Source organism: Vibrio navarrensis (assembly GCF_000764325.1).
Taxonomy (GTDB): domain Bacteria; phylum Pseudomonadota; class Gammaproteobacteria; order Enterobacterales; family Vibrionaceae; genus Vibrio; species Vibrio navarrensis.
In genome coordinates, this window is sequence record NZ_JMCG01000002.1 from 1172488 (window position 1) to 1195132 (window position 22645).

A 22645-nucleotide genomic window follows, 5' to 3' on the forward strand; every position below is an offset into this window, starting at 1 on the left:
CTACTTTCTACCAAATAACCCGGAAGGATTACTCTTCGTCTTCTAGCTCGATGTTGATACCCAGCGAGCGGATCTCTTTCAACAGTACGTTGAACGATTCTGGCATGCCAGGTTCCATCGCGTGGTTACCATCTACGATGTTCTTATACATCTTAGTACGGCCGTTCACGTCGTCCGACTTAACGGTAAGCATTTCTTGTAGCGTGTAAGCCGCACCGTATGCTTCCAGTGCCCATACTTCCATCTCACCGAAACGCTGACCACCGAACTGAGCTTTACCACCCAGTGGCTGCTGAGTCACTAGGCTGTACGAACCTGTTGAACGAGCGTGCATCTTGTCATCAACCAAGTGGTTCAGTTTCAGCATGTACATGTAGCCGACAGTAACCGGACGCTCAAACGCATCACCGGTACGGCCATCAAACAGTGTAAGCTGACCAGACTCAGGGAGATCCGCCAGTTTTAGAAGCTCTTTAATTGACTTCTCAGACGCACCATCAAAGACCGGAGTCGCGATCGGTAGACCGCCACGTAGGTTGTGAACCAGAGTACGAACTTCATCATCAGACAGAGAAGCAATGTCTACTTTCTGGCGAGTTTCGCCTAGGTCGTAAACTTTTTGCAGGAATTCGCGGAATTTCGCCAGTTCTTGCTGCTCTTTGACCATCTGGTTGATCTTGTCGCCGATACCTTTCGCTGCCAGACCTAAGTGAACTTCTAGGATCTGACCGATGTTCATACGCGAAGGTACACCCAGTGGGTTCAGTACGATATCAACTGGCTGACCGTTTTCGTCGTATGGCATGTCTTCAACAGGGTTGATCTTAGAGATTACACCCTTGTTACCGTGACGACCCGCCATCTTATCACCAGGCTGGATACGACGTTTCACCGCTAGGTAAACTTTCACGATCTTCAGTACGCCAGGCGCTAGGTCATCACCTTGAGTGATCTTACGACGCTTGGTTTCAAACTTCTTGTCGAAGTCTGCTTTCAGCTCGTCGTACTGCTCTGCAAGTTGCTCAAGCTGAGTTTGCAGTGCGTCATCTTCAAGAGTCAGCTCTAGCCACTTCTTACGTTCAGTACCGTCCAGTTTCGCTTCAGAGTAACCGCCAGAAAGAAGCACGGCTTTCACACGGTTGAGAAGACCACCTTCCAGAATTTGGAACTCTTCTGTTAGGTCTTTCTTCGCTTCTTTCAGCTGCATGTGTTCAATTTCAAGCGCACGCTTGTCTTTCTCTACGCCATCGCGAGTGAAGACTTGAACATCAATGATGGTACCTGAAACTGAGTTTGGTACACGCAGTGACGTATCTTTAACGTCAGATGCTTTTTCACCGAAGATAGCGCGTAGCAGCTTCTCTTCAGGAGTGAGCTGAGTTTCACCTTTCGGTGTCACTTTACCCACAAGGATGTCACCACCCTTCACTTCTGCACCGATGTAAACGATACCTGACTCGTCCAGTTTAGACAGAGCCGATTCACCAACGTTTGGAATATCCGCTGTGATCTCTTCCGAACCCAGCTTAGTATCACGCGCCACACACGTCAGTTCTTGAATGTGGATAGTCGTGAAACGGTCTTCTTGAACAACGCGCTCAGAAACTAAGATCGAGTCTTCGAAGTTGTAACCGTTCCAAGGCATGAACGCGATACGCATGTTCTGGCCAAGTGCAAGTTCACCAAGGTCGGTTGAAGGACCGTCAGCAAGCACATCACCACGCAGTACTGGCTCACCCGGCATCACACATGGACGCTGGTTGATACAGGTGTTTTGGTTAGAACGCGTGTATTTGGTCAGGTTGTAGATATCGATACCCGCTTCACCAGGAATCAACTCTTCTTCGTTAACCTTAACGACGATACGAGAAGCATCAACAGACTGGATAACACCGCCGCGTTTCGCCACCGCAGTTACACCAGAGTCCACTGCTACGTTACGCTCAATACCAGTACCAACCAGAGGCTTGTCTGCTTTCAGTGTTGGTACGGCCTGACGTTGCATGTTCGCACCCATCAAGGCACGGTTCGCATCGTCGTGTTCCAGGAATGGGATCAGCGATGCCGCAATAGATACCACCTGGTTAGTCGCAACGTCCATGTAATCAACATGTTCGCGTGGGTGTAGACCCGATTCACCTTTCTGACGAGCAGTGATCAGTTCATCGGCGAAAGTACCTTCTTCCGTTAGCGCGGCGTTCGCCTGAGCGATAACGAATTGGCCTTCTTCGATAGCCGATAGGTAATCCACTTCGTCTGTCACGATACCATCGATAACACGGCGGTATGGGGTTTCAAGGAAACCGTACTCGTTACAACGAGCAAACGCAGACAGCGAGTTGATAAGACCGATGTTCGGACCTTCAGGCGTTTCGATAGGACATAGACGGCCGTAGTGCGTTACGTGTACGTCTCGAACTTCAAAGCCAGCACGCTCACGAGTCAGACCACCAAGACCCAAGGCAGAAATACGACGCTTGTGCGTGACTTCTGATAGTGGGTTGTTCTGGTCCATAAACTGAGATAGCTGAGAAGAGCCGAAGAACTCTTTCACTGCCGCAGAGATTGGCTTGGCATTGATCAAGTCTTGTGGCATTACCGCATCAAGATCGCCTAGGCTTAGGCGCTCTTTCACAGCACGCTCAACACGTACTAGACCAACACGGAATTGGTTCTCTGCCATTTCGCCAACGCTACGGATACGACGGTTACCTAGGTGGTCGATATCGTCCACTTCACCGATGCCGTTGCGGATAGCGATAAGCTTTTTCATCACCTCGACGATATCAGTTTCGTCAAGAGTGCCTTGCTCTTGCGCGTCTTCACGACCGATAGAGCTGTTGAACTTCATGCGGCCAACAGTCGACAGGTCGTAACGTTCTTCAGAGAAGAACAGGCTTTCAAATAGGGCTTCTGCCGCTTCTTTCGTTGGTGGCTCACCAGGGCGCATCATGCGGTAGATTTCTACCAGTGCAGAAATACGATCAACAGTGCTGTCAATACGTAGGGTTTCTGACATGAATGGACCGTGGTCAAGATCGTTGGTAAACAGAACTTGCAACGACTTGTGACCTGCTTGCGACAGGTTAGCCAACGCTTCTAGGCTGATTTCTTGGTTCGCCGCAACAATGATCTCGCCAGTCGCTTCATTGATGTAATCTTTTGAAGAAACTTTACCAACGATGTACTCAACAGGTACTTCGATGTGATCAACGCCATCTTTCTCTAGCTGGCGGATATGACGAGCCGTTACACGACGACCTTTCTCAACGTAAACGTTGCCATTCGCTTCGATATCAAAAGAAGCCGTTTCACCACGCAGACGTTCTGGAACTAGCTCCATCATCAGCGTCTGGTCTTTTACTTCGAAATTCACTTTTTCGAAGAAAATATCCAAGATCTCTGCGGTGGTCTTGCCTAGTGCGCGAAGAATGATCGTTGACGGCAGCTTACGACGACGGTCGATACGTACGTACAGGTTGTCCTTAGGATCGAACTCAAAGTCAAGCCATGAACCACGGTAAGGAATGATACGCGCGTTGTAGAGAACTTTACCTGAAGAGTGAGTCTTACCCTTATCGCTGTCGAAGAACACACCTGGGCTTCGGTGCAGCTGGGATACGATAACTCGCTCGGTACCGTTGATTACGAAGGTACCATTGTCCGTCATGAGTGGAATTTCACCCATGTAGACTTCTTGTTCTTTAATGTCTTTTACAGTACCTGCTGGTGCGTCTTTATCGAAGATCACCAGGCGCAGTTTAACGCGCAGTGGTTTTGAATAAGTTACGCCACGGATTTGACATTCTTTAACATCAAAAACTGGCTCACCAAGACGGTAGCTAACGTATTGCAGCTCTGAATTGCCGTTGTAACTCTGAATAGGGAATACAGAACGGAAAGCAGCCTCAAGACCGTATTGCCCTTCAGGATCCTGTTCGATAAATTTATCGAACGAATCGAGCTGGATCGATAGCAGGTATGGAATGTCCAAAACTTGTGGACGAGTACCAAAGTCCTTACGGATGCGCTTTTTCTCGGTATAAGAGTAAACCATGGGGTTCCTCAGCTCGCTGATAAGTGACCCAAACTGTCCGCCCACACCTAGTTACTTAAGGGGGGTAAGGGACAGAGACTAAATGGCTGTTTACTGTAGTGACACTTCATTGCGATTGAATGAAATGTTTTTTGCATGGATATCAGGCGCTTAAACAGCGGGAAAATTCGCCTATACCCTACAGCGCAAAAAGGCCGGTGGTCATTAAACCACCAGCCAATAGCCGTTAGGCTAAGAGACTAAGTAATAATTACTTGATCTCAACAGTTGCACCAGCTTCTTCTAGCTCTTTCTTCAGAGCTTCAGCTTCAGCTTTCTCAACGCCTTCTTTCAGAGCCGCTGGAGCGCCGTCAACTAGAGCTTTCGCTTCTTTCAGGCCTAGACCAGTTGCGCCACGTACTGCTTTGATAACAGCAACTTTGTTCGCACCAGCAGAAGCTAGGATTACGTTGAATTCAGTTTGCTCTTCAACAGCTGCTGCTGCTGGGCCACCTGCTACAACTGCAGCTGCAGCAGTAACACCGAATTTTTCTTCCATTGCAGAGATCAGTTCAACAACTTGTGTTACAGACATTTCTGCGATAGCGTCTAGGATTTGCTCGTTAGTAATAGACATAACAATTCTCTTTTAAGTCAACAATAAGTTTATTAAGCAACCAGTAAAAAGCAATGCGAATTACGCAGCTTCTTTTTGATCGCGGACAGCAGCGATAGTACGTACCAGCTTGCCAGCAGAAGCTTCTTTCAGACACATCATCAGACGTGCGATTGCTTCGTCGTAAGTTGGTAGTGTTGCTAGTACTTCAGCGTCAGTTAGCGCGCCTTCAAATGCAGCAGCTTTGATCTCGAAGTTTTTGTTCTCTTTAGCGAAGTCTTTGAAAAGACGCGCTGCAGCACCTGGGTGCTCGTTAGAGAACGCGATTAGAGAAGGACCAGTGAAAGTCTCTGTTAGACACTCGTACTGAGTACCTTCAACCGCACGGCGTGCTAGTGTGTTACGCACAACTTTCATGTAAACACCCGCTTCACGAGCTTGTTTACGTAGAGAAGTCATTGCGCCAACTTCAACGCCACGAGAATCAGCTACAACTGCAGAAAGTGCACCAGCGGCTGCTTCGTTGACTTCAGCAACAATTGCTTTTTTGTCTTGAAGATTTAAAGCCATCTTGGATTAACTCCTGGTTGTTGTTACACCACTCACTATTATCACAACAGTGAGAGCTATTGAGGTGCTTTTCCCAGAAGAAAGGTAACTATTTACATAGAGCTTTCTGTCAGTTCGGGCACCATCTACGTAGGACAATTAAGTCTAACATTCGCTAGACACCTACGGTCTTGGACGGAGACTGGGTCTTAATTCAGCCAAGTAAAGATTTACTCAAAGAACCAAGCTTCAGCCCCAACCACAAATATTAGGCGCAAAATTATACACAAATTTTGCGCCTAAGCAAATAGATTATGCTTGAGTGCTCAGGCTAGCCTGATCAACAGCAACACCAGCACCCATAGTAGTAGAGATGCTTACTTTCTTCAGGTAAGTACCCTTAGCTGAAGATGGTTTAGCTTTCTTCAGAGCCACTAGAAGTGCTTCTAGGTTCTCTTTGATCTGCTCTGCAGAGAAGTCAGCTTTACCAATAGTAGAGTGGATGATGCCGTTTTTGTCGTTACGGTAACGAACCTGACCCGCTTTCGCGTTCTTAACCGCTTCAGCAACGTTAGGAGTTACAGTACCAACTTTCGGGTTTGGCATTAGACCGCGAGGACCTAGGATAGTACCTAGTTGACCTACAACGCGCATTGCATCTGGAGAAGCAACCACTACGTCAAAGTCCATTACGCCTTTTTTCACTTGCTCAGCAAGATCTTCCATACCAACCAGATCTGCGCCAGCTGCTTTAGCAGCTTCAGCGTTTGCACCTTGTGCAAATACTGCAACGCGGATGTCACGGCCAGTACCGTGTGGCAGTACAGTTGCACCACGTACGTTTTGGTCAGATTTACGAGCGTCGATGCCTAGGTTAACAGCAACGTCTACAGACTCAACAAACTTAGCAGTAGCCAGTTCTTTCAGTAGAGCAACAGCTTCGTTGATGTCGTATTCACGAGTTGCATCAACTTTTTCGCGGATTACGCGCATGCGCTTAGTTAGTTTTGCCATGATATTAACCCTCTACCACTAGGCCCATTGAACGAGCAGTACCTGCGATAGAACGCTTCATCGCTTCGATGTCAGCACCAGTCATGTCAGCCGCTTTCGCTTCTGCAATTTCTTGGATTTGAGCGTCAGTTACAGTACCCACTTTTTCAGTGTTTGGACGACCTGAACCAGACTTGATACCTGCTGCTTTCTTCAGAAGAACTGCTGCTGGAGAAGTCTTAGTTACGAACGTGAAAGAACGGTCGCTGTATACAGTGATAACAACAGGAACAGGAAGACCTTTTTCCATTGATTCTGTTTTCGCGTTAAACGCTTTACAGAATTCCATGATGTTAACACCACGTTGACCTAGTGCAGGACCAACTGGTGGACTTGGGTTCGCCATACCAGCAGCAACTTGCAGCTTGATATAAGCTTCAACTTTCTTAGCCATGATAATACCTAAATGTTTGGGTTCAGACGCTGATCGCCGATCAGCTCCCCGTGATTAACAATTCTCTTTACTTCACTTTGAAGTAAAAAGGCGCGAAATTATAGTCATAATTCGCGCCTCAGACAACCCTTAAAAAGGTGTTTTTTTAATCAAGCTTTTCCACTTGACCAAATTCAAGCTCAACCGGTGTTGCACGACCAAAGATCGATACAGACACTTTCAGGCGGCTCTTCTCGTAATCCACTTCTTCAACCGTACCGTTGAAGTCCGCAAACGGACCTTCGTTGACGCGAACCACTTCACCCACTTCGTACATAGTACGTGGACGAGGCGCTTCACTCGCTTTCTCAAGACGGTTAAGAATGGCGTCCGCTTCTTTATCAGTGATAGGCGCAGGACGATCGGAAGTACCACCAATGAAGCCCATGACACGCGGCACACTGCGAACCAGGTGCCATGATTCATCATTCATAATCATCTGAACGAGGACGTAGCCCGGAAAGAACTTGCGCTCAGATTTGCGACGCTGACCAGCGCGCATCTCAACGACTTCTTCAGTCGGCACGAGAACTTCACCAAAGTGCTCTTCCATACCATGCATTTTGATGTGCTCACGAAGAGACTGGGCGACACGGCCTTCAAATCCAGAGAAGGCTTGAACCACATACCAGCGTTTTTTAGGAGCTTCACTCATGAATTTAAACCCTCTATACTCCAGTTGCGAAAGCAATGAGACGAACCATAATGCCGTCAATACCCCACAGTACCAGAGCCATTACAATACTTACGGCCAAAACGATCAAAGTAGTTTGCATGGTTTCCTGACGAGTCGGCCAAACCACTTTACGAACTTCCATACGGGATTCGCGTGCAAAAGCGATCGCTTCTTTGCCTTTTGACGTTGTTGCCGCAACGCCAAGCGCGGCAGCAATCAACACGATTACACCTGCAGCACGAACTACTACAGACATTTCACCATACAGGTAATTACCCACAACAGCGGCAGCAAGCAGTACGAAAGTGATTACCCACTTAAACGTATCCGCTGCACTTGAGCTATCAGGAGTTTCAGCATTATTTGCTTTCATAAAACCAACCTGTCACAAGTCTTACTATAGACGACAACAGCCCCGCTGTTGCAGGGCAAACACCATATCGCTGAATTCAAGCTCAGCGCACTCTTACGACTAAGCGACATTGCTCAATCACAATTCTTCACTCAAGATAACCCTGCCTAAGAAAGCAGCAAAGATTATATTGAGCGTAGAAAAAGGGCATCAAATGATGCCCTTTTTACTACTGGTTCGTCAAATCTTATTCAAAGATTTTCGCAACAACACCAGCACCTACTGTACGGCCGCCTTCACGGATCGCGAAACGTAGACCTTCGTCCATCGCGATTGGTGCGATCAGCTCAACAGTCATCTTGATGTTGTCGCCTGGCATTACCATTTCTACGCCTTCTGGTAGCTCGATGTTACCAGTTACGTCAGTTGTACGGAAGTAGAACTGTGGACGGTAGCCTTTGAAGAATGGAGTGTGACGACCACCTTCATCTTTAGACAGTACGTATACTTCTGACTCGAACTTAGTGTGTGGAGTGATTGAACCTGGCTTAGCAAGTACTTGGCCACGTTCTACTTCGTCACGCTTAGTACCACGTAGTAGTGCACCAACGTTCTCACCTGCACGACCTTCGTCTAGCAGTTTACGGAACATCTCAACACCAGTACAAGTAGTCGTTGTGGTCTCTTTGATACCAACGATCGCAACTTCATCACCCACTCTCAGGATACCGCGCTCGATACGGCCAGTTACTACTGTACCACGACCTTGGATTGAGAATACGTCTTCGATTGGCATCAGGAACGGCATGTCTACTGCACGCTCTGGCTCTGGGATGTAGTTGTCTAGCGCTTCTGCTAGTTCTACGATTTTCGCTTCCCACTGCTCTTCGCCGTTTAGTGCGCCTAGTGCAGAACCTTGGATAACTGGTAGGTCATCACCTGGGAAATCGTATTCAGACAGAAGTTCACGAACTTCCATTTCTACTAGCTCTAGTAGCTCTTCATCATCAACCATGTCACATTTGTTCATGAACACGATGATGTATGGGATACCAACCTGACGGCCTAGTAGGATGTGCTCACGAGTTTGTGGCATTGGGCCATCTGTTGCTGCAACAACTAGGATACCGCCGTCCATCTGTGCTGCACCAGTGATCATGTTTTTAACATAGTCAGCGTGTCCAGGACAGTCTACGTGTGCGTAGTGACGGTTTGGAGTGTCGTACTCTACGTGAGAAGTAGAGATTGTGATACCACGCTCACGCTCTTCTGGTGCGTTATCGATAGATGCGAAGTCACGTGCTTTACCGCCGTAAACTTTAGCAAGAGTAGTACAGATAGCTGCAGTTAGAGTTGTTTTACCGTGGTCAACGTGGCCGATAGTACCAACGTTTACGTGCGGTTTCGTACGTTCAAATTTTTCTTTAGACATGAGTTGTCCCTCTAGGTACGGATTTAGGTGGCTTGAATGACCACGCAACCAATAATGGCGAATTTAGTACTCAAAAGGAAAAAGCAAGAGTGCTGGTGCTGATAGGCAGAATCGAACTGCCGACCTCATCCTTACCAAGGATGCGCTCTACCGACTGAGCTATATCAGCACTCAAATTAGAGTGGAGCGGGCAGCGGGAATCGAACCCGCATCATCAGCTTGGAAGGCTGAGGTAATAGCCATTATACGATGCCCGCAACACGTAACTCTGAGAGCTATTTCCTTAAGAATATGGTGGAGGGGGACGGATTCGAACCATCGAAGGCGGAGCCGGCAGATTTACAGTCTGCTCCCTTTGGCCACTCGGGAACCCCTCCAAATTTTTATCCACTTTCCTTTCCTGAAGCGTACTTCAAGAGAAAATGGTGCCGACTACCGGAATCGAACTGGTGACCTACTGATTACAAGTCAGTTGCTCTACCTACTGAGCTAAGTCGGCATAAGTGGAGCGCATTCTAGTGAATGATCTCTTGGCTTGCAATAGCTTTCTTGCAAAAAAGCGCCAAATTTTGTTTAAAGGCAATCATTTGCTGCAAAATCATACAGATCTCGCTTTTTAAACAGCAGTTTTACTATTGTGATTTGCATTCTCGAGTTCATGATGTATTTTGCATCATCTTTTAGGATTCAAATGGACATGGCGAGAAGAGTATGAGCCCATTTATGTCATTCAGTCGCGCGAATTGGTCTGATTTACGCAACTCAGTGCCAATGACGCTGTCTGAAGCTGACTTAAAAGCGCTGCAGGGGATCAATGAGAACCTGACAATGCAGGAAGCCGTTGAGGTGTACCTGCCATTGGCTCGTCTCCTTAACCTCTATGTCCAAGCAAGGCAGAGCCGTAACTCTGTACTGCACAAGTTCCTTAATAATGAGGAGCACGCCCCACCATTTGTGATCGGTATTGCGGGCAGCGTGGCAGTGGGAAAGAGCACCACCGCCCGTGTGCTACGTGCACTGCTTGCACGTTGGGAGAATCATCCGAAAGTGGAGTTAGTCACCACCGACGGTTTTCTCTACCCGAAAAAGGTGCTGGATGAACGCGGTATTATGCACCGCAAAGGCTTTCCTGAGTCGTATGACATGAAACGCCTTGTCCAGTTCGTCTCGGATGTGAAGGCTGGCAAACCCGATCTAACGGTCCCGGTTTATTCACATATCACTTATGACATCACCGATGAGTTGAAAAGCATTGATTGTCCAGATGTATTGATTATTGAAGGTCTCAATGTTTTACAGAGTGGTATGGATTATCCCCATGATCCGCATCGTGTGTTTGTCTCTGACTTTCTCGACTTTTCGATTTATGTCGATGCGCCTTGCGAGATCATTGAGCAGTGGTACATCGAACGCTTTCTTAAGTTCCGCAAAGGTGCGTTCACTGAGCCCGGCTCCTACTTTAGTCACTACACTCAACTCTCTGAGCAGCAAGCCATCGCCAAAGCTCAGCAAATTTGGCGTGATATTAATGGCTTGAATCTTCGCGAAAACATTCTACCGACCAAAGAAAGGGCACAGTTGATCTTACGCAAAGGGGCAAATCACTCGGTCGAAGAAGTGTTGGTGAGGAAATAATAACCGGCTGCTTACTTATCTACTGGACGCAGAGATATCTCGCCGCCGAGGTAACTTTGAACTCCATTCGCCGAGCTGAGCAGCACCCCGCCCTGATTGTCGATGCCAACCACCTCGCCATACACTTCTCGAGCGCCCATCAGCAACTTGACCTGTCGACCGCGAAAGTTATCTAAGCGATTCCAACGCTCAACAAACCCAGGCATACCACACAATTCGTACTCTTTGAGCGCTTGCTGCCAGCTGCGCATCAGTGTCAAAGCCAACTGATTGCGATCTATCGGCGTCGCACTATCAATCTGGTTTAGTGCTGTCCATGGTTGATCGATGCTGTCTTTACTCTCTTGCATCAGAATGTTCAGCCCCATACCGATCACCAGATGTGCCGCCCCACCCGCTTGACCAGACATTTCAACCAAAATGCCTGCCAGTTTCTTATCCTGATAATAGACATCGTTTGGCCACTTGAGTTTGACACCTTGTATACCAAGCGATTCTAAAGCTTCTACCGCGGCAATGCCGACAACTAAGCTCAGCCCCATGGCAGCAGCCATCCCCGCATCCAGTTTCCAATACATGGACATGTAGAGATTGGCACCAAAAGGGGAAAACCACTGTCGACCTCTGCGCCCACGCCCTTGTGACTGATACTCCGCGAGACAGACATGACCCGACTCAAGCTCACCGATACGATTAAGGAGGTACTGATTGGTGGAGTCGATCACCGGAATCAGCTCGACAGAAGCCATGCTTTGCGCTTGTAATCGTGCTTCATCGAGCAGATATAACGGCTGTGCAAGCTGGTAGCCCCGCCCCTGAATACGATAAATGTCCAGCCCCCACTCCTGGATACCGTTGATGTGCTTGGCGATAGCTGCTCGCGACATACCCAATTCTTGCCCGAGCGCTTCACCAGAATGGAAGTCGCCATCCGCCAGCTTACTGAGTAAATGCAGTTTAACGCGGTGTTCTTTTCTCATTGTCTTACCTTTTCTAGTGTGGTTTCTGCATCGCGCCCCATAAAACGGACTTCGTGCTCCAACGAGATTTGATATGTTTCCCAAACTCGATCACACACCAGCCCAGCCAGCGTAATCACATCTTGCGCGCTGCACTCGGCAGCATTAATCAAAACCAGCGCCTGATTGGGATGCACCTGCGCGCCGCCAATCATCATGCCCTTGAGCTGACAATGCTCAATCAACCAGCCCGCAGCCACTTTCACTTTATCGCCCGCGGGATAGGCGACAATGTTCGGAAACTGCTCCTGTAAGCGAGCAAAGTGCTGCGTATCAATGACCGGATTTTTAAAAAAACTGCCTGCATTGCCAAACTGTGCTGGATCTGGCAGCTTTTGCATCCTCACTTGGCAGACTGTGTCATAGATACGCTGAGGCGTCAGCTCATGTGCGGGAATGCTCTGTAGCGGGCCATAACTGTTCACCGCCACCCAATTTTTTTTCAGCTTAAGTCCTAGGCCCACAATCACACAGCGTCCATACCACTGATGTTTAAATATTGAATCTCGGTAGCCGAAGTGGCATTCATCGGCAGTCAATCGGCGTGGTGAATAATCCTCAAGCGATACAATATCGACATAGTCGCAGACATCTTTGAGCTCGACACCATAAGCACCAATATTCTGGATAGGCGCCGAACCTGCGCAGCCGGGGATCAAAGCTAAATTTTCTAATCCGCCGATACCTTGCTCCACGCACCATTTCACCAACTGCGGCCAATCTTCACCGCCAGCAACATGTAAATAGTAGTAGTCGTCATTTTGCGTGAGCGTTTTCCCCATCAAACGATTAATGATCACCACGCCAGCAAAGGGCTGAGTAAATAGCATGTTGCTGCCCTTTCCTAGCACCAACTTGGGTAATTCAGCCAAGGCGGGATTCGAGTAAACGTCAATTAACTCATCCAGAGAACTGACTTCAAGCAGATAATCGCAATACTGCTCAATGGCGAAGGTGTGGTAAGGCTTTAGAGAAGCAGGATGTTGAATTTGCATGAGCTCTTCGTCGTAACTTAAACTGACGCCATTCTACATGACTTCAACTTAAGACGCAGTGACCATGGCACATACAATTCGCATCGAACGGCTAGACCCCATCAAACTTCCTCTGGTGAAAAAGCTCTACAAGTCCTATTACCCCAGCGCAAAAGCCAAAACAGACGAACAAATCATTGTTGCCTATCAAGAGCATCAAATGGTCGGGCTGGTCCGCTTCAAACCGATAGAAGAGTGGTTATTGTTGACTGGTATGCTCGTTATCCCAACACACAGACAGCAGGGAATTGGCCACGCGCTGTTGTCTTATTGCCGGGAAAGCACTCTCAACAGTCACTGTTATTGCTTCGCTTACCCCCATTTACCGCCCTTTTATGCGCAGCATGGTTTTAAGGCGATTGAGCTTGATGCCCTGCCTAACTCTCTGAAACAAAAGTACCTGCGCTACTGTGAAAGTGGTAAGGATCTCATTCCTATGCAATTCATCGACGATTAAATGCAAACAGCCACTGCATTTCTGGTAATGAATTTAAGATGTTTGGTAGAATGGCCAACTCGCAATACTGCACATAACTAAGGTAATACACCCCATATGATGGCTAGCAGGAATCCGTTTGCCCAGCTTCCGGCAGTCGCTGTAAATGCAGACGCTCTGGAAGTTCTTCACTCGGCAAAAGACTTCAGAATCCGTTTATTGGATGAAATCGCTAAAGCGACGTCTCGTATTTATCTGGTTGCGCTCTACTTAGAAGACGATGAAGCAGGAAGAGAAATTCTCACCGCGCTTTATGAAGCCAAGCAACGTAACCCCGGCCTCGATATCAATGTTTGTGTTGACTGGCATAGAGCCCAACGCGGATTGATCGGCGCAGAGAAGTCCGAAGGCAATGCTGCACTCTACAAAGCTTATGCGCAAAAATATCAACATAAGATCCCCGTGTATGGCATCCCAGTTCGAGGACGTGAAGTCTTCGGCGTGCTCCATCTCAAAGGATTCGTGATTGATGATACCGTGATCTACAGCGGTGCCAGCCTTAATAACGTCTATTTGCAATATAGCGAGCGCTATCGTTTTGATCGTTATCATTTGATTCAAAATGAGACATTAGCTGACAGCATGGTTAATTTTGTACAACAACAGATGATCGCACACCCAGCCGTCAACGACCTTTGTTGCAGCAATAAACCCGAAACCAAAGAGATCAAAGCGGCGATACGTCAACTGCGTTCTTCACTGGCTCAAGCTCGCTACCATTTTGACAGGCAAGTGGCCGAAAAAGACCAATTTTACGTCACGCCACTGGTGGGCTTAGGCAAACGCCGCAACCTGCTCAACCAGAATGTCACCAAGCTCATTGAAGCGGCGCAAAACGAAATTTTCATTTGCACCCCTTATTTCAATTTCCCTAAAGAAATTGCGCGAGGGATCAAACGGGCACTCAAACGCGGCGTCAAAGTCACTATTGTGGTGGGTGATAAAACGGCAAACGATTTTTACATCGCGCCAGACAAAGAGTTTAAGACCATCGGCGGCCTGCCCTATTTATACGAAGTTAACCTGCGTAAATTTGCCAAGGCTTTTGAAGCGCAAATCGCCGCGAGAAATCTCTCGATCCGCCTCTGGAAGCATGAAGATAATAGTTTCCATCTCAAAGGCATTTGGGTGGATAAGCGTTATATGCTACTAACTGGTAATAACTTAAATCCACGCGCCTGGGCTCTAGACCTAGAAAACGGCCTCCTGATTCGTGATGATTACGCACAGTTAACGAACAAATTTGAAGCTGAAATAGAAAATATTTTGCAGTACACCCAGCTTGTCTGCACATACAAACAGTTAGAGAAGGTCGAAGATTATCCACTGATGGTCCAGAAGCTCGTGCGTAAGATCACTCGTATCAAAGCCGATGGCGTATTAAAGAGAATTCTTTAATAATAATTTTCCTACTGCCCTTATGGCCTTAGTATTATTAAGGCCATTGTTCATCTTTAGACAATAGCCTTGCTCCTAGAATTTAGGCTATTACTGGCACTATACCTATCGGAAGAATCTTTCCTATCCGCAATCCTGACACGTCAAAACGATTAAAAAATTCAAAATCGAAACGATCCCTAGCCAAATGATCCTTGAAGCTGTTGATGTCTGTTTTCAAGACGAAGCCAGATTCGGTCAGCAGAACACAACGACTCGCCTCTGGGCTGAACGAGGAACTCGCCCAAGAGCCGTGAAGCAACAACAATTTGAATATGCGTATCTGCTGTCCCGCGAGAAGGATTGGCGAAGCGATGGTCGTTCCTTGGGTTAATAAAGAGATCATGACCGAGCATTTAAAGCAAATATCGGCAGTCACAGAGAAAGGACGTCATGCCGTCATCATTATGGATGGGGCGAGTTGGCATACCAATGACATTGCAGAACCGTTTAGCAATGTCAGTATCATCAAGCGCCCGCCCTATTTACCAGAGCTAAACCCGATAGACCAAGTGTGGAGTTGGCTCAGACAACACTCTCTTGCCAATCAGAGTTTTACCGATTATGAGGATATCGTGGAGAAAGTGTGCAAGGCTTGGAATCGATTTTTGGAATGCGCTGATAGGGTGAAAACCATGTGTAATACCAATCTAAGTAAAAATATGATCTAATTGATGTCATTCAACGATAAAACTTATTCGCTATGGACAGTCTCAATAATATCGACTTTAAAAAGCTCGCAAGCCAGCAGAAATCTATTCAGATGAAAATGAGACTGCTGGCCCTCGCTCATTTCAAAGATGGACACTCTCGCACCCAAATCGCCAAGTTTCTTATGGTGAGCCGAACCAGTGTTAATAAGTGGGTTCACACTTTTCTTGAAGAAGGATTAGAAGGGCTGAAGGAAAAGCCAAGAACGGGACGACCACCCTTCTTAACTTCTGAGCAAAGAGAGCAATTGAGCCAATACATAAAAGATAAAGCCAATGATACACAAGGCGGACGACTGACTGGGGCCGACATCCACGCTTATATCGTGAAAGAATTTGGCCAGCACTACCACCCTGATTCTATCTATTACCTGCTCGACCACATGGGCTTTTCATGGATAACTTCCCGCTCAAAACACCCCAAGCAATCTCAAGAAGTCCAAGACGATTTTAAAAAAATTCAAAATTGAAACGATCCTGAAGATCCCAGGATATATCGCTCTAGAGCATGTGGATGTCTGGTTTCAAGATGAAGCCAGATTTGGGCAACAAAACACGACAACACGGTTATGGGCAGAGAAAGGAACACGCCCCAGAGCCGTGAAGCAACAACAATTTGAATATGCGTATCTGTTTGGCTCTGTCTGTCCCGCGAGAGGGATTGGCGAAGCGATGGTCGTTCCTTGGGTGAATAAAGAGATCATGATCGAGCATTTAAAGCAAATATCGGCAATCACTGAAAAAGGGCGTCATGCCGTCATCATTATGGATGGGGCGAGTTGGCATACCAATGACATTGCAGAACCGTTTAGCAATGTCAGTATCATCAAGCTCCCGCCCTATTCACCAGAGCTCAACCCGATAGAACAAGTGTGGAGCTGGCTCAGACAACACTATCTTGCCAATCAGAGTTTTACCGATTATGAGGATATCGTGGAGAAAGTGTGCAAGGCTTGGAATCGATTCTTGGACAGTACAGATAGGGTTAGCAAAATGTGCATAAGAGAGTGGATTGACCTGACCAGTTAATTTTCCAGATTGGTATAAATGAGATTGGATTGAGCTGACCCGTTAATTTTCCAGATTGGATTCATTCGCCGATAGACGAACAAAAACGGTAAAGACGAAAAAGCCCCGCTGTTTCCAGCGAGGCTTATTAATAAGTGGCGGAGCGGACGGGACTCGAACCCGCGACCCCCGGCGTGACAGGCCGGTATTCTAACCGACTGAACTACCGCTCCGCATCAGTTAGACTGTAAGTCTGGTATCAGGCAATGCCTAACACGATATTTAAAGCCTGGCGATGTTCTACTCTCACATGGGGAAACCCCACACTACCATCGGCGCTGTTTCGTTTCACTTCTGAGTTCGGGATGGAGTCAGGTGGGTCCAAAACGCTATGGTCGCCAAGCAAATTCTTTCTCTCTATTTCTAGAGAATAATCTGGAAAGCTGTTTACGTTCTTTTTAACACATTCAAGTTTTTGTTCTTGCTTTGAGTCCATCAAAACCCTTTGGGTGTTGTATGGTTAAGCCTCACGGGCAATTAGTACAGGTTAGCTCAACACCTCACAGCGCTTACACACCCTGCCTATCAACGTTCTAGTCTCGAACAACCCTTTAGGACAGTTAAACTGTCAGGGAAGACTCATCTCAGGGCTCGCTTCCCGCTTAGATGCTTTCAGCGGTTATCGATTCCGAACTTAGCTACCGGGCAATGCGTCTGGCGACACAACCCGAACACCAGAGGTTCGTCCACTCCGGTCCTCTCGTACTAGGAGCAGCCCCCTTCAATCTTCCAACGCCCACGGCAGATAGGGACCGAACTGTCTCACGACGTTCTAAACCCAGCTCGCGTACCACTTTAAATGGCGAACAGCCATACCCTTGGGACCGACTTCAGCCCCAGGATGTGATGAGCCGACATCGAGGTGCCAAACACCGCCGTCGATATGAACTCTTGGGCGGTATCAGCCTGTTATCCCCGGAGTACCTTTTATCCGTTGAGCGATGGCCCTTCCATTCAGAACCACCGGATCACTATGACCTGCTTTCGCACCTGCTCGAACCGTCATTCTCGCAGTTAAGCGGGCTTATGCCATTGCACTAACCTCACGATGTCCAACCGTGATTAGCCCACCTTCGTGCTCCTCCGTTACTCTTTGGGAGGAGACCGCCCCAGTCAAACTACCCACCAGGCACTGTCCGCGACCCCGATGAGGGGCCAACGTTAGAACATCAAACATACAAGGGTGGTATTTCAAGGACGGCTCCAACGCAACTGGCGTCACGTCTTCAAAGCCTCCCACCTATCCTACACATGTAGGTTCAATGTTCAGTGCCAAGCTGTAGTAAAGGTTCACGGGGTCTTTCCGTCTAGCCGCGGGTACACTGCATCTTCACAGCGATTTCAATTTCACTGAGTCTCGGGTGGAGACAGCGTGGCCATCATTACGCCATTCGTGCAGGTCGGAACTTACCCGACAAGGAATTTCGCTACCTTAGGACCGTTATAGTTACGGCCGCCGTTTACCGGGGCTTCGATCAAGAGCTTCGCTTACGCTAACCCCATCAATTAACCTTCCGGCACCGGGCAGGCGTCACACCGTATACGTCATCTTGCGATTTTGCACAGTGCTGTGTTTTTAATAAACAGTTGCAGCCACCTGGTATCTGCGACTCTCGTCAGCTCCATCCGCGAGGGACTTCACCATCAAGAGCGTACCTTCTCCCGAAGTTACGGTACCATTTTGCCTAGTTCCTTCACCCGAGTTCTCTCAAGCGCCTTGGTATTCTCTACCCGACCACCTGTGTCGGTTTGGGGTACGATTCCATCAAATCTGAAGCTTAGAGGCTTTTCCTGGAAGCATGGCATCAATGACTTCACTACCGTAGTAGCTCGACGTCGTGTCTCAGCCTATCGAGTGTCCGGATTTACCTAAACACTCAGCCTACGCACTTGAACCTGGACAACCGTCGCCAGGCCCACCTAGCCTTCTCCGTCCCCCCATCGCAATTTGATCGAGTACGGGAATATTAACCCGTTTCCCATCGACTACGCCTTTCGGCCTCGCCTTAGGGGTCGACTCACCCTGCCCCGATTAACGTTGGACAGGAACCCTTGGTCTTCCGGCGGGGAGGTTTTTCACCCCCCTTGTCGTTACTCATGTCAGCATTCGCACTTCTGATACCTCCAGCATGCTTTACAACACACCTTCAACGGCTTACAGAACGCTCCCCTACCCAATGTTCCAAGAACATTGCCGCAGCTTCGGTTTACAACTTAGCCCCGTTACATCTTCCGCGCAGGCCGACTCGACTAGTGAGCTATTACGCTTTCTTTAAATGATGGCTGCTTCTAAGCCAACATCCTAGCTGTCTAAGCCTTCCCACATCGTTTCCCACTTAGCTGTAATTTGGGACCTTAGCTGGCGGTCTGGGTTGTTTCCCTCTCCACGACGGACGTTAGCACCCGCCGTGTGTCTCCCGGATAGTACTTACTGGTATTCGGAGTTTGCAAAGGGTTGGTAAGTCGGGATGACCCCCTAGCCTTAACAGTGCTCTACCCCCAGTAGTATTCGTCCGAGGCGCTACCTAAATAGCTTTCGGGGAGAACCAGCTATCTCCGAGTTTGATTGGCCTTTCACCCCTAGCCACAAGTCATCCGCTAATTTTTCAACATTAGTCGGTTCGGTCCTCCAGTTGATGTTACTCAACCTTCAACCTGCCCATGGCTAGATCACTCGGTTTCGGGTCTAATGCTAGCAACTATACGCCCAGTTAAGACTCGGTTTCCCTACGGCTCCCCTATACGGTTAACCTTGCTACTAACATTAAGTCGCTGACCCATTATACAAAAGGTACGCAGTCACAGGACAAAGCCTGCTCCTACTGCTTGTACGTACACGGTTTCAGGTTCTATTTCACTCCCCTCACAGGGGTTCTTTTCGCCTTTCCCTCACGGTACTGGTTCACTATCGGTCAGTCAGGAGTATTTAGCCTTGAAGGATGGTCCCCCCATATTCAGACAGGATAACACGTGTCCCGCCCTACTCGATTTCACTGAACATGCGCCTATGACTACGGGACTATCACCCGGTATCGTTGGCCTTTCCAGACCATTCGTCTAACGCATGTAAAGCTTAAGGGCTAATCCAATTTCGCTCGCCGCTACTTTCGGAATCTCGGTTGATTTCTTTTCCTCGGGGTACTTAGATGTTTCAGTTCTCCCGGTTCGCTTCGCTGCACTATGTATTCATGCAGCGATACTTACTTATGTAAGTGGGTTTCCCCATTCGGAAATCGGTGACTCAAGTGGCTCTTACTGCCTCATCACCGCTTATCGCAAGTTAGTACGTCCTTCATCGCCTCTGACTGCCAAGGCATCCACCGTGTACGCTTAGTCACTTAACCATACAACCCCAAAGGGTCTTCTGTTTAAACAACCAAAGTTCGCTATCTCATTATTTGAATGAGCGAGATAGCATTGATTTGCCGGACTCAATTTTGAATTGTCACTATAAGTGACATTCCCAAGAACACTTGAATGTGTTTTGTTGGTGTTTGTCATCAAGACAAACATTGAGAACTTTACAAGTAATTTATCCATGAAGATAAATTACTTTGTCAGCTTTCCAAATTGTTAAAGAGCAATGTCGTTTCTCGATGAGAAACCACTTTTTAAAGACTTTCAGCGTCGAAAAAGGAACCATCCACATCAAGAGGAGGTTTGATTAAACAACACAAAAATACTTAAAGAGTGGTGGGCGATACCGGGTTCGAACCAGTGACCCCCTGCTTGTAAGGCAGGTGCTCTCCCAACTGAGCTAATCGCCCATTTATTCAAGAATGGTGGAGCTAAGCAGGATCGAACTGCTGACCTCCTGCGTGCAAGGCAGGCGCTCTCCCAGCTGAGCTATAGCCCCATTTCTTGATTTTAATTCCCAATGGAAGGAATGGTGGGTCGTGCAGGATTCGAACCTGCGACCAATTGATTAAAAGTCAACTGCTCTACCGACTGAGCTAACGACCCGTGGTATCCCGTAGGGGAGTCGAACCCCTGTTACCGCCGTGAAAGGGCGGTGTCCTAGGCCTCTAGACGAACGGGACACTAAGATACTCTAAACTGTCTAAACCATATCAATCTGTGTGAACACTCATCGCAACAATCATCGTATAAGGAGGTGATCCAGCGCCAGGTTCCCCTAGCGCTACCTTGTTACGACTTCACCCCAGTCATGAACCACAAAGTGGTGAGCGTCCTCCCCGAAAGGTTAAACTACCCACTTCTTTTGCAGCCCACTCCCATGGTGTGACGGGCGGTGTGTACAAGGCCCGGGAACGTATTCACCGTGGCATTCTGATCCACGATTACTAGCGATTCCGACTTCATGGAGTCGAGTTGCAGACTCCAATCCGGACTACGACGCACTTTTTGGGATTCGCTCACTTTCGCAAGTTGGCCGCCCTCTGTATACGCCATTGTAGCACGTGTGTAGCCCTACTCGTAAGGGCCATGATGACTTGACGTCGTCCCCACCTTCCTCCGGTTTATCACCGGCAGTCTCCCTGGAGTTCCCGACATGACTCGCTGGCAAACAAGGATAAGGGTTGCGCTCGTTGCGGGACTTAACCCAACATTTCACAACACGAGCTGACGACAGCCATGCAGCACCTGTCTCAGAGCTCCCGAAGGCACACCTGCGTCTCCGCTGGCTTCTCTGGATGTCAAGAGTAGGTAAGGTTCTTCGCGTTGCATCGAATTAAACCACATGCTCCACCGCTTGTGCGGGCCCCCGTCAATTCATTTGAGTTTTAATCTTGCGACCGTACTCCCCAGGCGGTCTACTTAACGCGTTAGCTCCGAAAGCCACGGCTCAAGGCCACAACCTCCAAGTAGACATCGTTTACGGCGTGGACTACCAGGGTATCTAATCCTGTTTGCTCCCCACGCTTTCGCATCTGAGTGTCAGTATCTGTCCAGGGGGCCGCCTTCGCCACCGGTATTCCTTCAGATCTCTACGCATTTCACCGCTACACCTGAAATTCTACCCCCCTCTACAGTACTCTAGTTTGCCAGTTTCAAATGCAATTCCCAGGTTGAGCCCGGGGCTTTCACATCTGACTTAACAAACCACCTGCATGCGCTTTACGCCCAGTAATTCCGATTAACGCTCGCACCCTCCGTATTACCGCGGCTGCTGGCACGGAGTTAGCCGGTGCTTCTTCTGTTGCTAACGTCAAATGATGCTGCTATTCACAACACCACCTTCCTCACAACTGAAAGTGCTTTACAACCCGAAGGCCTTCTTCACACACGCGGCATGGCTGCATCAGGCTTGCGCCCATTGTGCAATATTCCCCACTGCTGCCTCCCGTAGGAGTCTGGACCGTGTCTCAGTTCCAGTGTGGCTGATCATCCTCTCAGACCAGCTAGGGATCGTCGCCTTGGTGAGCCCTTACCTCACCAACTAGCTAATCCCACCTGGGCATATCCTGACGCGAGAGGCCCGAAGGTCCCCCTCTTTGGCCCGTAGGCATCATGCGGTATTAGCCATCGTTTCCAATGGTTATCCCCCACATCAGGGCAATTTCCCAGGCATTACTCACCCGTCCGCCGCTCGCCACCCGAGAAACAAGTTTCTCTGTGCTGCCGCTCGACTTGCATGTGTTAGGCCTGCCGCCAGCGTTCAATCTGAGCCATGATCAAACTCTTCAATTAAAAGTTTTTTGAAGCTTGCGCTTCGGCTCAATGAATACTGAATAAATTGACTGTGCTCGATACCGAAGTATCAAATTGGTCACTCAGTTCATTGATAAATCTTTTGCGATTATCATCAACGAGTGCCCACACAGATTGATACGGTTTATATTGGTTAAAGAGCTTGGCTTTCAGTGCCTTAGCACTTAAGCGAGGAGCGTATAATACGCTTTTCACTTTGAAAGTCATAAAACTCTAAGTTTTTTAAAGCTTTATGGTGACTTGCTTACGATGTAAGTAAGCAAGCGCAATTTAAAGCCTGGCGATGTTCTACTCTCACATGGGGAAACCCACACTACCATCGACGCTGTTTCGTTTCACTTCTGAGTTCGGGATGGAGTCAGGTGGGTCCAAAACGCTATGGTCGCCAAGCAAATTCTTTCTCTCTATTTCTAGAGAATAATCTGG

At 48.2% G+C, this 22645-nt stretch carries 14 protein-coding genes, 9 tRNA genes, 4 rRNA genes and 1 pseudogene; 5 read left to right on the forward strand and 23 right to left on the reverse strand.

All coding sequences use genetic code 11. From position 1 onward, the window contains the following. Positions 1–28: 28 nt before the first annotated feature. The 12 genes from rpoB to EA26_RS19930 all read right to left on the reverse strand — a co-directional run bounded on the left by rpoB (position 29) and on the right by EA26_RS19930 (position 9646). Positions 29–4057 (reverse strand): DNA-directed RNA polymerase subunit beta, encoded by a 4029-nt coding sequence (gene rpoB / locus EA26_RS19875; RefSeq protein WP_039431515.1) that lies wholly within the window; start codon positions 4055–4057, stop codon positions 29–31. A gap of 250 nt (positions 4058–4307) precedes the next feature. Then, a complete protein-coding gene (gene rplL / locus EA26_RS19880; RefSeq protein WP_039431518.1) occupies positions 4308–4673 on the reverse strand; it encodes a 50S ribosomal protein L7/L12 in 366 nt (121 codons plus the stop codon). Positions 4674–4733: 60 nt separating this feature from the next. Further along, positions 4734–5222: a 50S ribosomal protein L10 gene (rplJ, locus tag EA26_RS19885; protein WP_039431520.1), complete on the reverse strand. Its 489-nt coding sequence runs from the start codon at positions 5220–5222 to the stop codon at positions 4734–4736. 291 nt (positions 5223–5513) lie between these two features. Beyond that, positions 5514–6215: a 50S ribosomal protein L1 gene (gene rplA, locus EA26_RS19890; RefSeq protein WP_039431522.1), complete on the reverse strand. Its 702-nt coding sequence runs from the start codon at positions 6213–6215 to the stop codon at positions 5514–5516. 4 nt (positions 6216–6219) lie between these two features. Beyond that, positions 6220–6648 (reverse strand): 50S ribosomal protein L11, encoded by a 429-nt coding sequence (gene rplK, locus EA26_RS19895; protein ID WP_011079197.1) that lies wholly within the window; start codon positions 6646–6648, stop codon positions 6220–6222. Between the two features lie 145 nt (positions 6649–6793). Then, positions 6794–7342, reverse strand: coding sequence for a transcription termination/antitermination protein NusG (nusG, locus tag EA26_RS19900; protein WP_039431525.1), 549 nt, complete (start codon positions 7340–7342; stop codon positions 6794–6796). Positions 7343–7355: 13 nt separating this feature from the next. Further along, positions 7356–7736 carry a preprotein translocase subunit SecE gene (secE, locus tag EA26_RS19905; protein WP_039431528.1) on the reverse strand — a complete coding sequence of 127 codons (381 nt, stop codon included), beginning with the start codon at positions 7734–7736 and terminating at the stop codon, positions 7356–7358. 226 nt (positions 7737–7962) lie between these two features. Beyond that, positions 7963–9147 (reverse strand): elongation factor Tu, encoded by a 1185-nt coding sequence (gene tuf, locus EA26_RS19910; protein WP_039431531.1) that lies wholly within the window; start codon positions 9145–9147, stop codon positions 7963–7965. A 93-nt stretch (positions 9148–9240) separates the two neighbouring features. After that, positions 9241–9316 (reverse strand) — tRNA-Thr (locus tag EA26_RS19915). Positions 9317–9329: 13 nt separating this feature from the next. Next, a tRNA-Gly gene (locus EA26_RS19920) sits at positions 9330–9404 on the reverse strand. A 35-nt stretch (positions 9405–9439) separates the two neighbouring features. Continuing rightward, positions 9440–9524, reverse strand: a tRNA-Tyr gene (locus EA26_RS19925). Positions 9525–9570: 46 nt separating this feature from the next. Next, a tRNA-Thr gene (locus tag EA26_RS19930) sits at positions 9571–9646 on the reverse strand. 212 nt (positions 9647–9858) lie between these two features. Here EA26_RS19930 and coaA point away from each other — a divergent pair. Continuing rightward, positions 9859–10782: a type I pantothenate kinase gene (gene coaA / locus EA26_RS19935; RefSeq protein ID WP_039431533.1), complete on the forward strand. Its 924-nt coding sequence runs from the start codon at positions 9859–9861 to the stop codon at positions 10780–10782. 11 nt (positions 10783–10793) lie between these two features. Here the strand turns inward: coaA and birA are convergent, their stop codons facing one another. Further along, a complete protein-coding gene (gene birA, locus EA26_RS19940) occupies positions 10794–11762 on the reverse strand; it encodes a bifunctional biotin--[acetyl-CoA-carboxylase] ligase/biotin operon repressor BirA (protein ID WP_039431537.1) in 969 nt (322 codons plus the stop codon). Next, positions 11759–12796, reverse strand: coding sequence for a UDP-N-acetylmuramate dehydrogenase (gene murB / locus EA26_RS19945; protein ID WP_039431539.1), 1038 nt, complete (start codon positions 12794–12796; stop codon positions 11759–11761). Before murB ends, birA begins: the two co-directional genes overlap by 4 nt. Before the next feature lie 64 nt (positions 12797–12860). On the opposite strand from murB, the gene EA26_RS19950 reads away from it, so the two are divergent. The 4 genes and pseudogenes from EA26_RS19950 to EA26_RS22445 all read left to right on the forward strand — a co-directional run bounded on the left by EA26_RS19950 (position 12861) and on the right by EA26_RS22445 (position 16507). Further along, entirely contained in the window at positions 12861–13292 is a 432-nt protein-coding gene (locus EA26_RS19950; protein WP_039431541.1) for a GNAT family N-acetyltransferase, read from the forward strand. A 96-nt stretch (positions 13293–13388) separates the two neighbouring features. Next, positions 13389–14729, forward strand: a complete 1341-nt coding sequence (gene pssA / locus EA26_RS19955; RefSeq protein WP_039431544.1) for a CDP-diacylglycerol--serine O-phosphatidyltransferase — start codon at positions 13389–13391, stop codon at positions 14727–14729. 178 nt (positions 14730–14907) lie between these two features. Further along, positions 14908–15439 (forward strand): annotated as a pseudogene (locus tag EA26_RS19960) (IS630 family transposase); the annotation flags it as partial. A 32-nt stretch (positions 15440–15471) separates the two neighbouring features. Next, a protein-coding gene (locus tag EA26_RS22445; RefSeq protein ID WP_407701082.1) for an IS630 family transposase occupies positions 15472–16507 on the forward strand; the annotation gives its coding sequence in 2 pieces (ribosomal slippage) (positions 15472–15938 and positions 15937–16507; 1038 coding nt in all). A 135-nt stretch (positions 16508–16642) separates the two neighbouring features. On the opposite strand, the gene EA26_RS19975 is transcribed toward EA26_RS22445, so the two are convergent. The 9 genes from EA26_RS19975 to rrf (EA26_RS20020) all read right to left on the reverse strand — a co-directional run bounded on the left by EA26_RS19975 (position 16643) and on the right by rrf (EA26_RS20020) (position 22609). Continuing rightward, positions 16643–16719: transfer RNA gene (locus EA26_RS19975), tRNA-Asp, on the reverse strand. A gap of 54 nt (positions 16720–16773) precedes the next feature. Then, positions 16774–16889, reverse strand: a 5S ribosomal RNA gene (gene rrf, locus EA26_RS19980). Between the two features lie 113 nt (positions 16890–17002). Beyond that, positions 17003–19890 (reverse strand): 23S ribosomal RNA (locus EA26_RS19985). A 347-nt stretch (positions 19891–20237) separates the two neighbouring features. After that, positions 20238–20313: transfer RNA gene (locus EA26_RS19990), tRNA-Val, on the reverse strand. 13 nt (positions 20314–20326) lie between these two features. Continuing rightward, positions 20327–20402 (reverse strand) — tRNA-Ala (locus EA26_RS19995). A gap of 31 nt (positions 20403–20433) precedes the next feature. Next, positions 20434–20509: transfer RNA gene (locus EA26_RS20000), tRNA-Lys, on the reverse strand. A gap of 1 nt (position 20510) precedes the next feature. Then, positions 20511–20586, reverse strand: a tRNA-Glu gene (locus EA26_RS20005). A gap of 67 nt (positions 20587–20653) precedes the next feature. After that, positions 20654–22198: ribosomal RNA gene (locus EA26_RS20010) — 16S ribosomal RNA — on the reverse strand. A gap of 296 nt (positions 22199–22494) precedes the next feature. Next, positions 22495–22609 (reverse strand): 5S ribosomal RNA (gene rrf, locus EA26_RS20020). Together the 16S, 23S and 5S rRNA genes with 5 tRNA genes alongside form the textbook arrangement of a ribosomal RNA operon. Between the last annotated feature and the right edge of the window lie 36 nt (positions 22610–22645).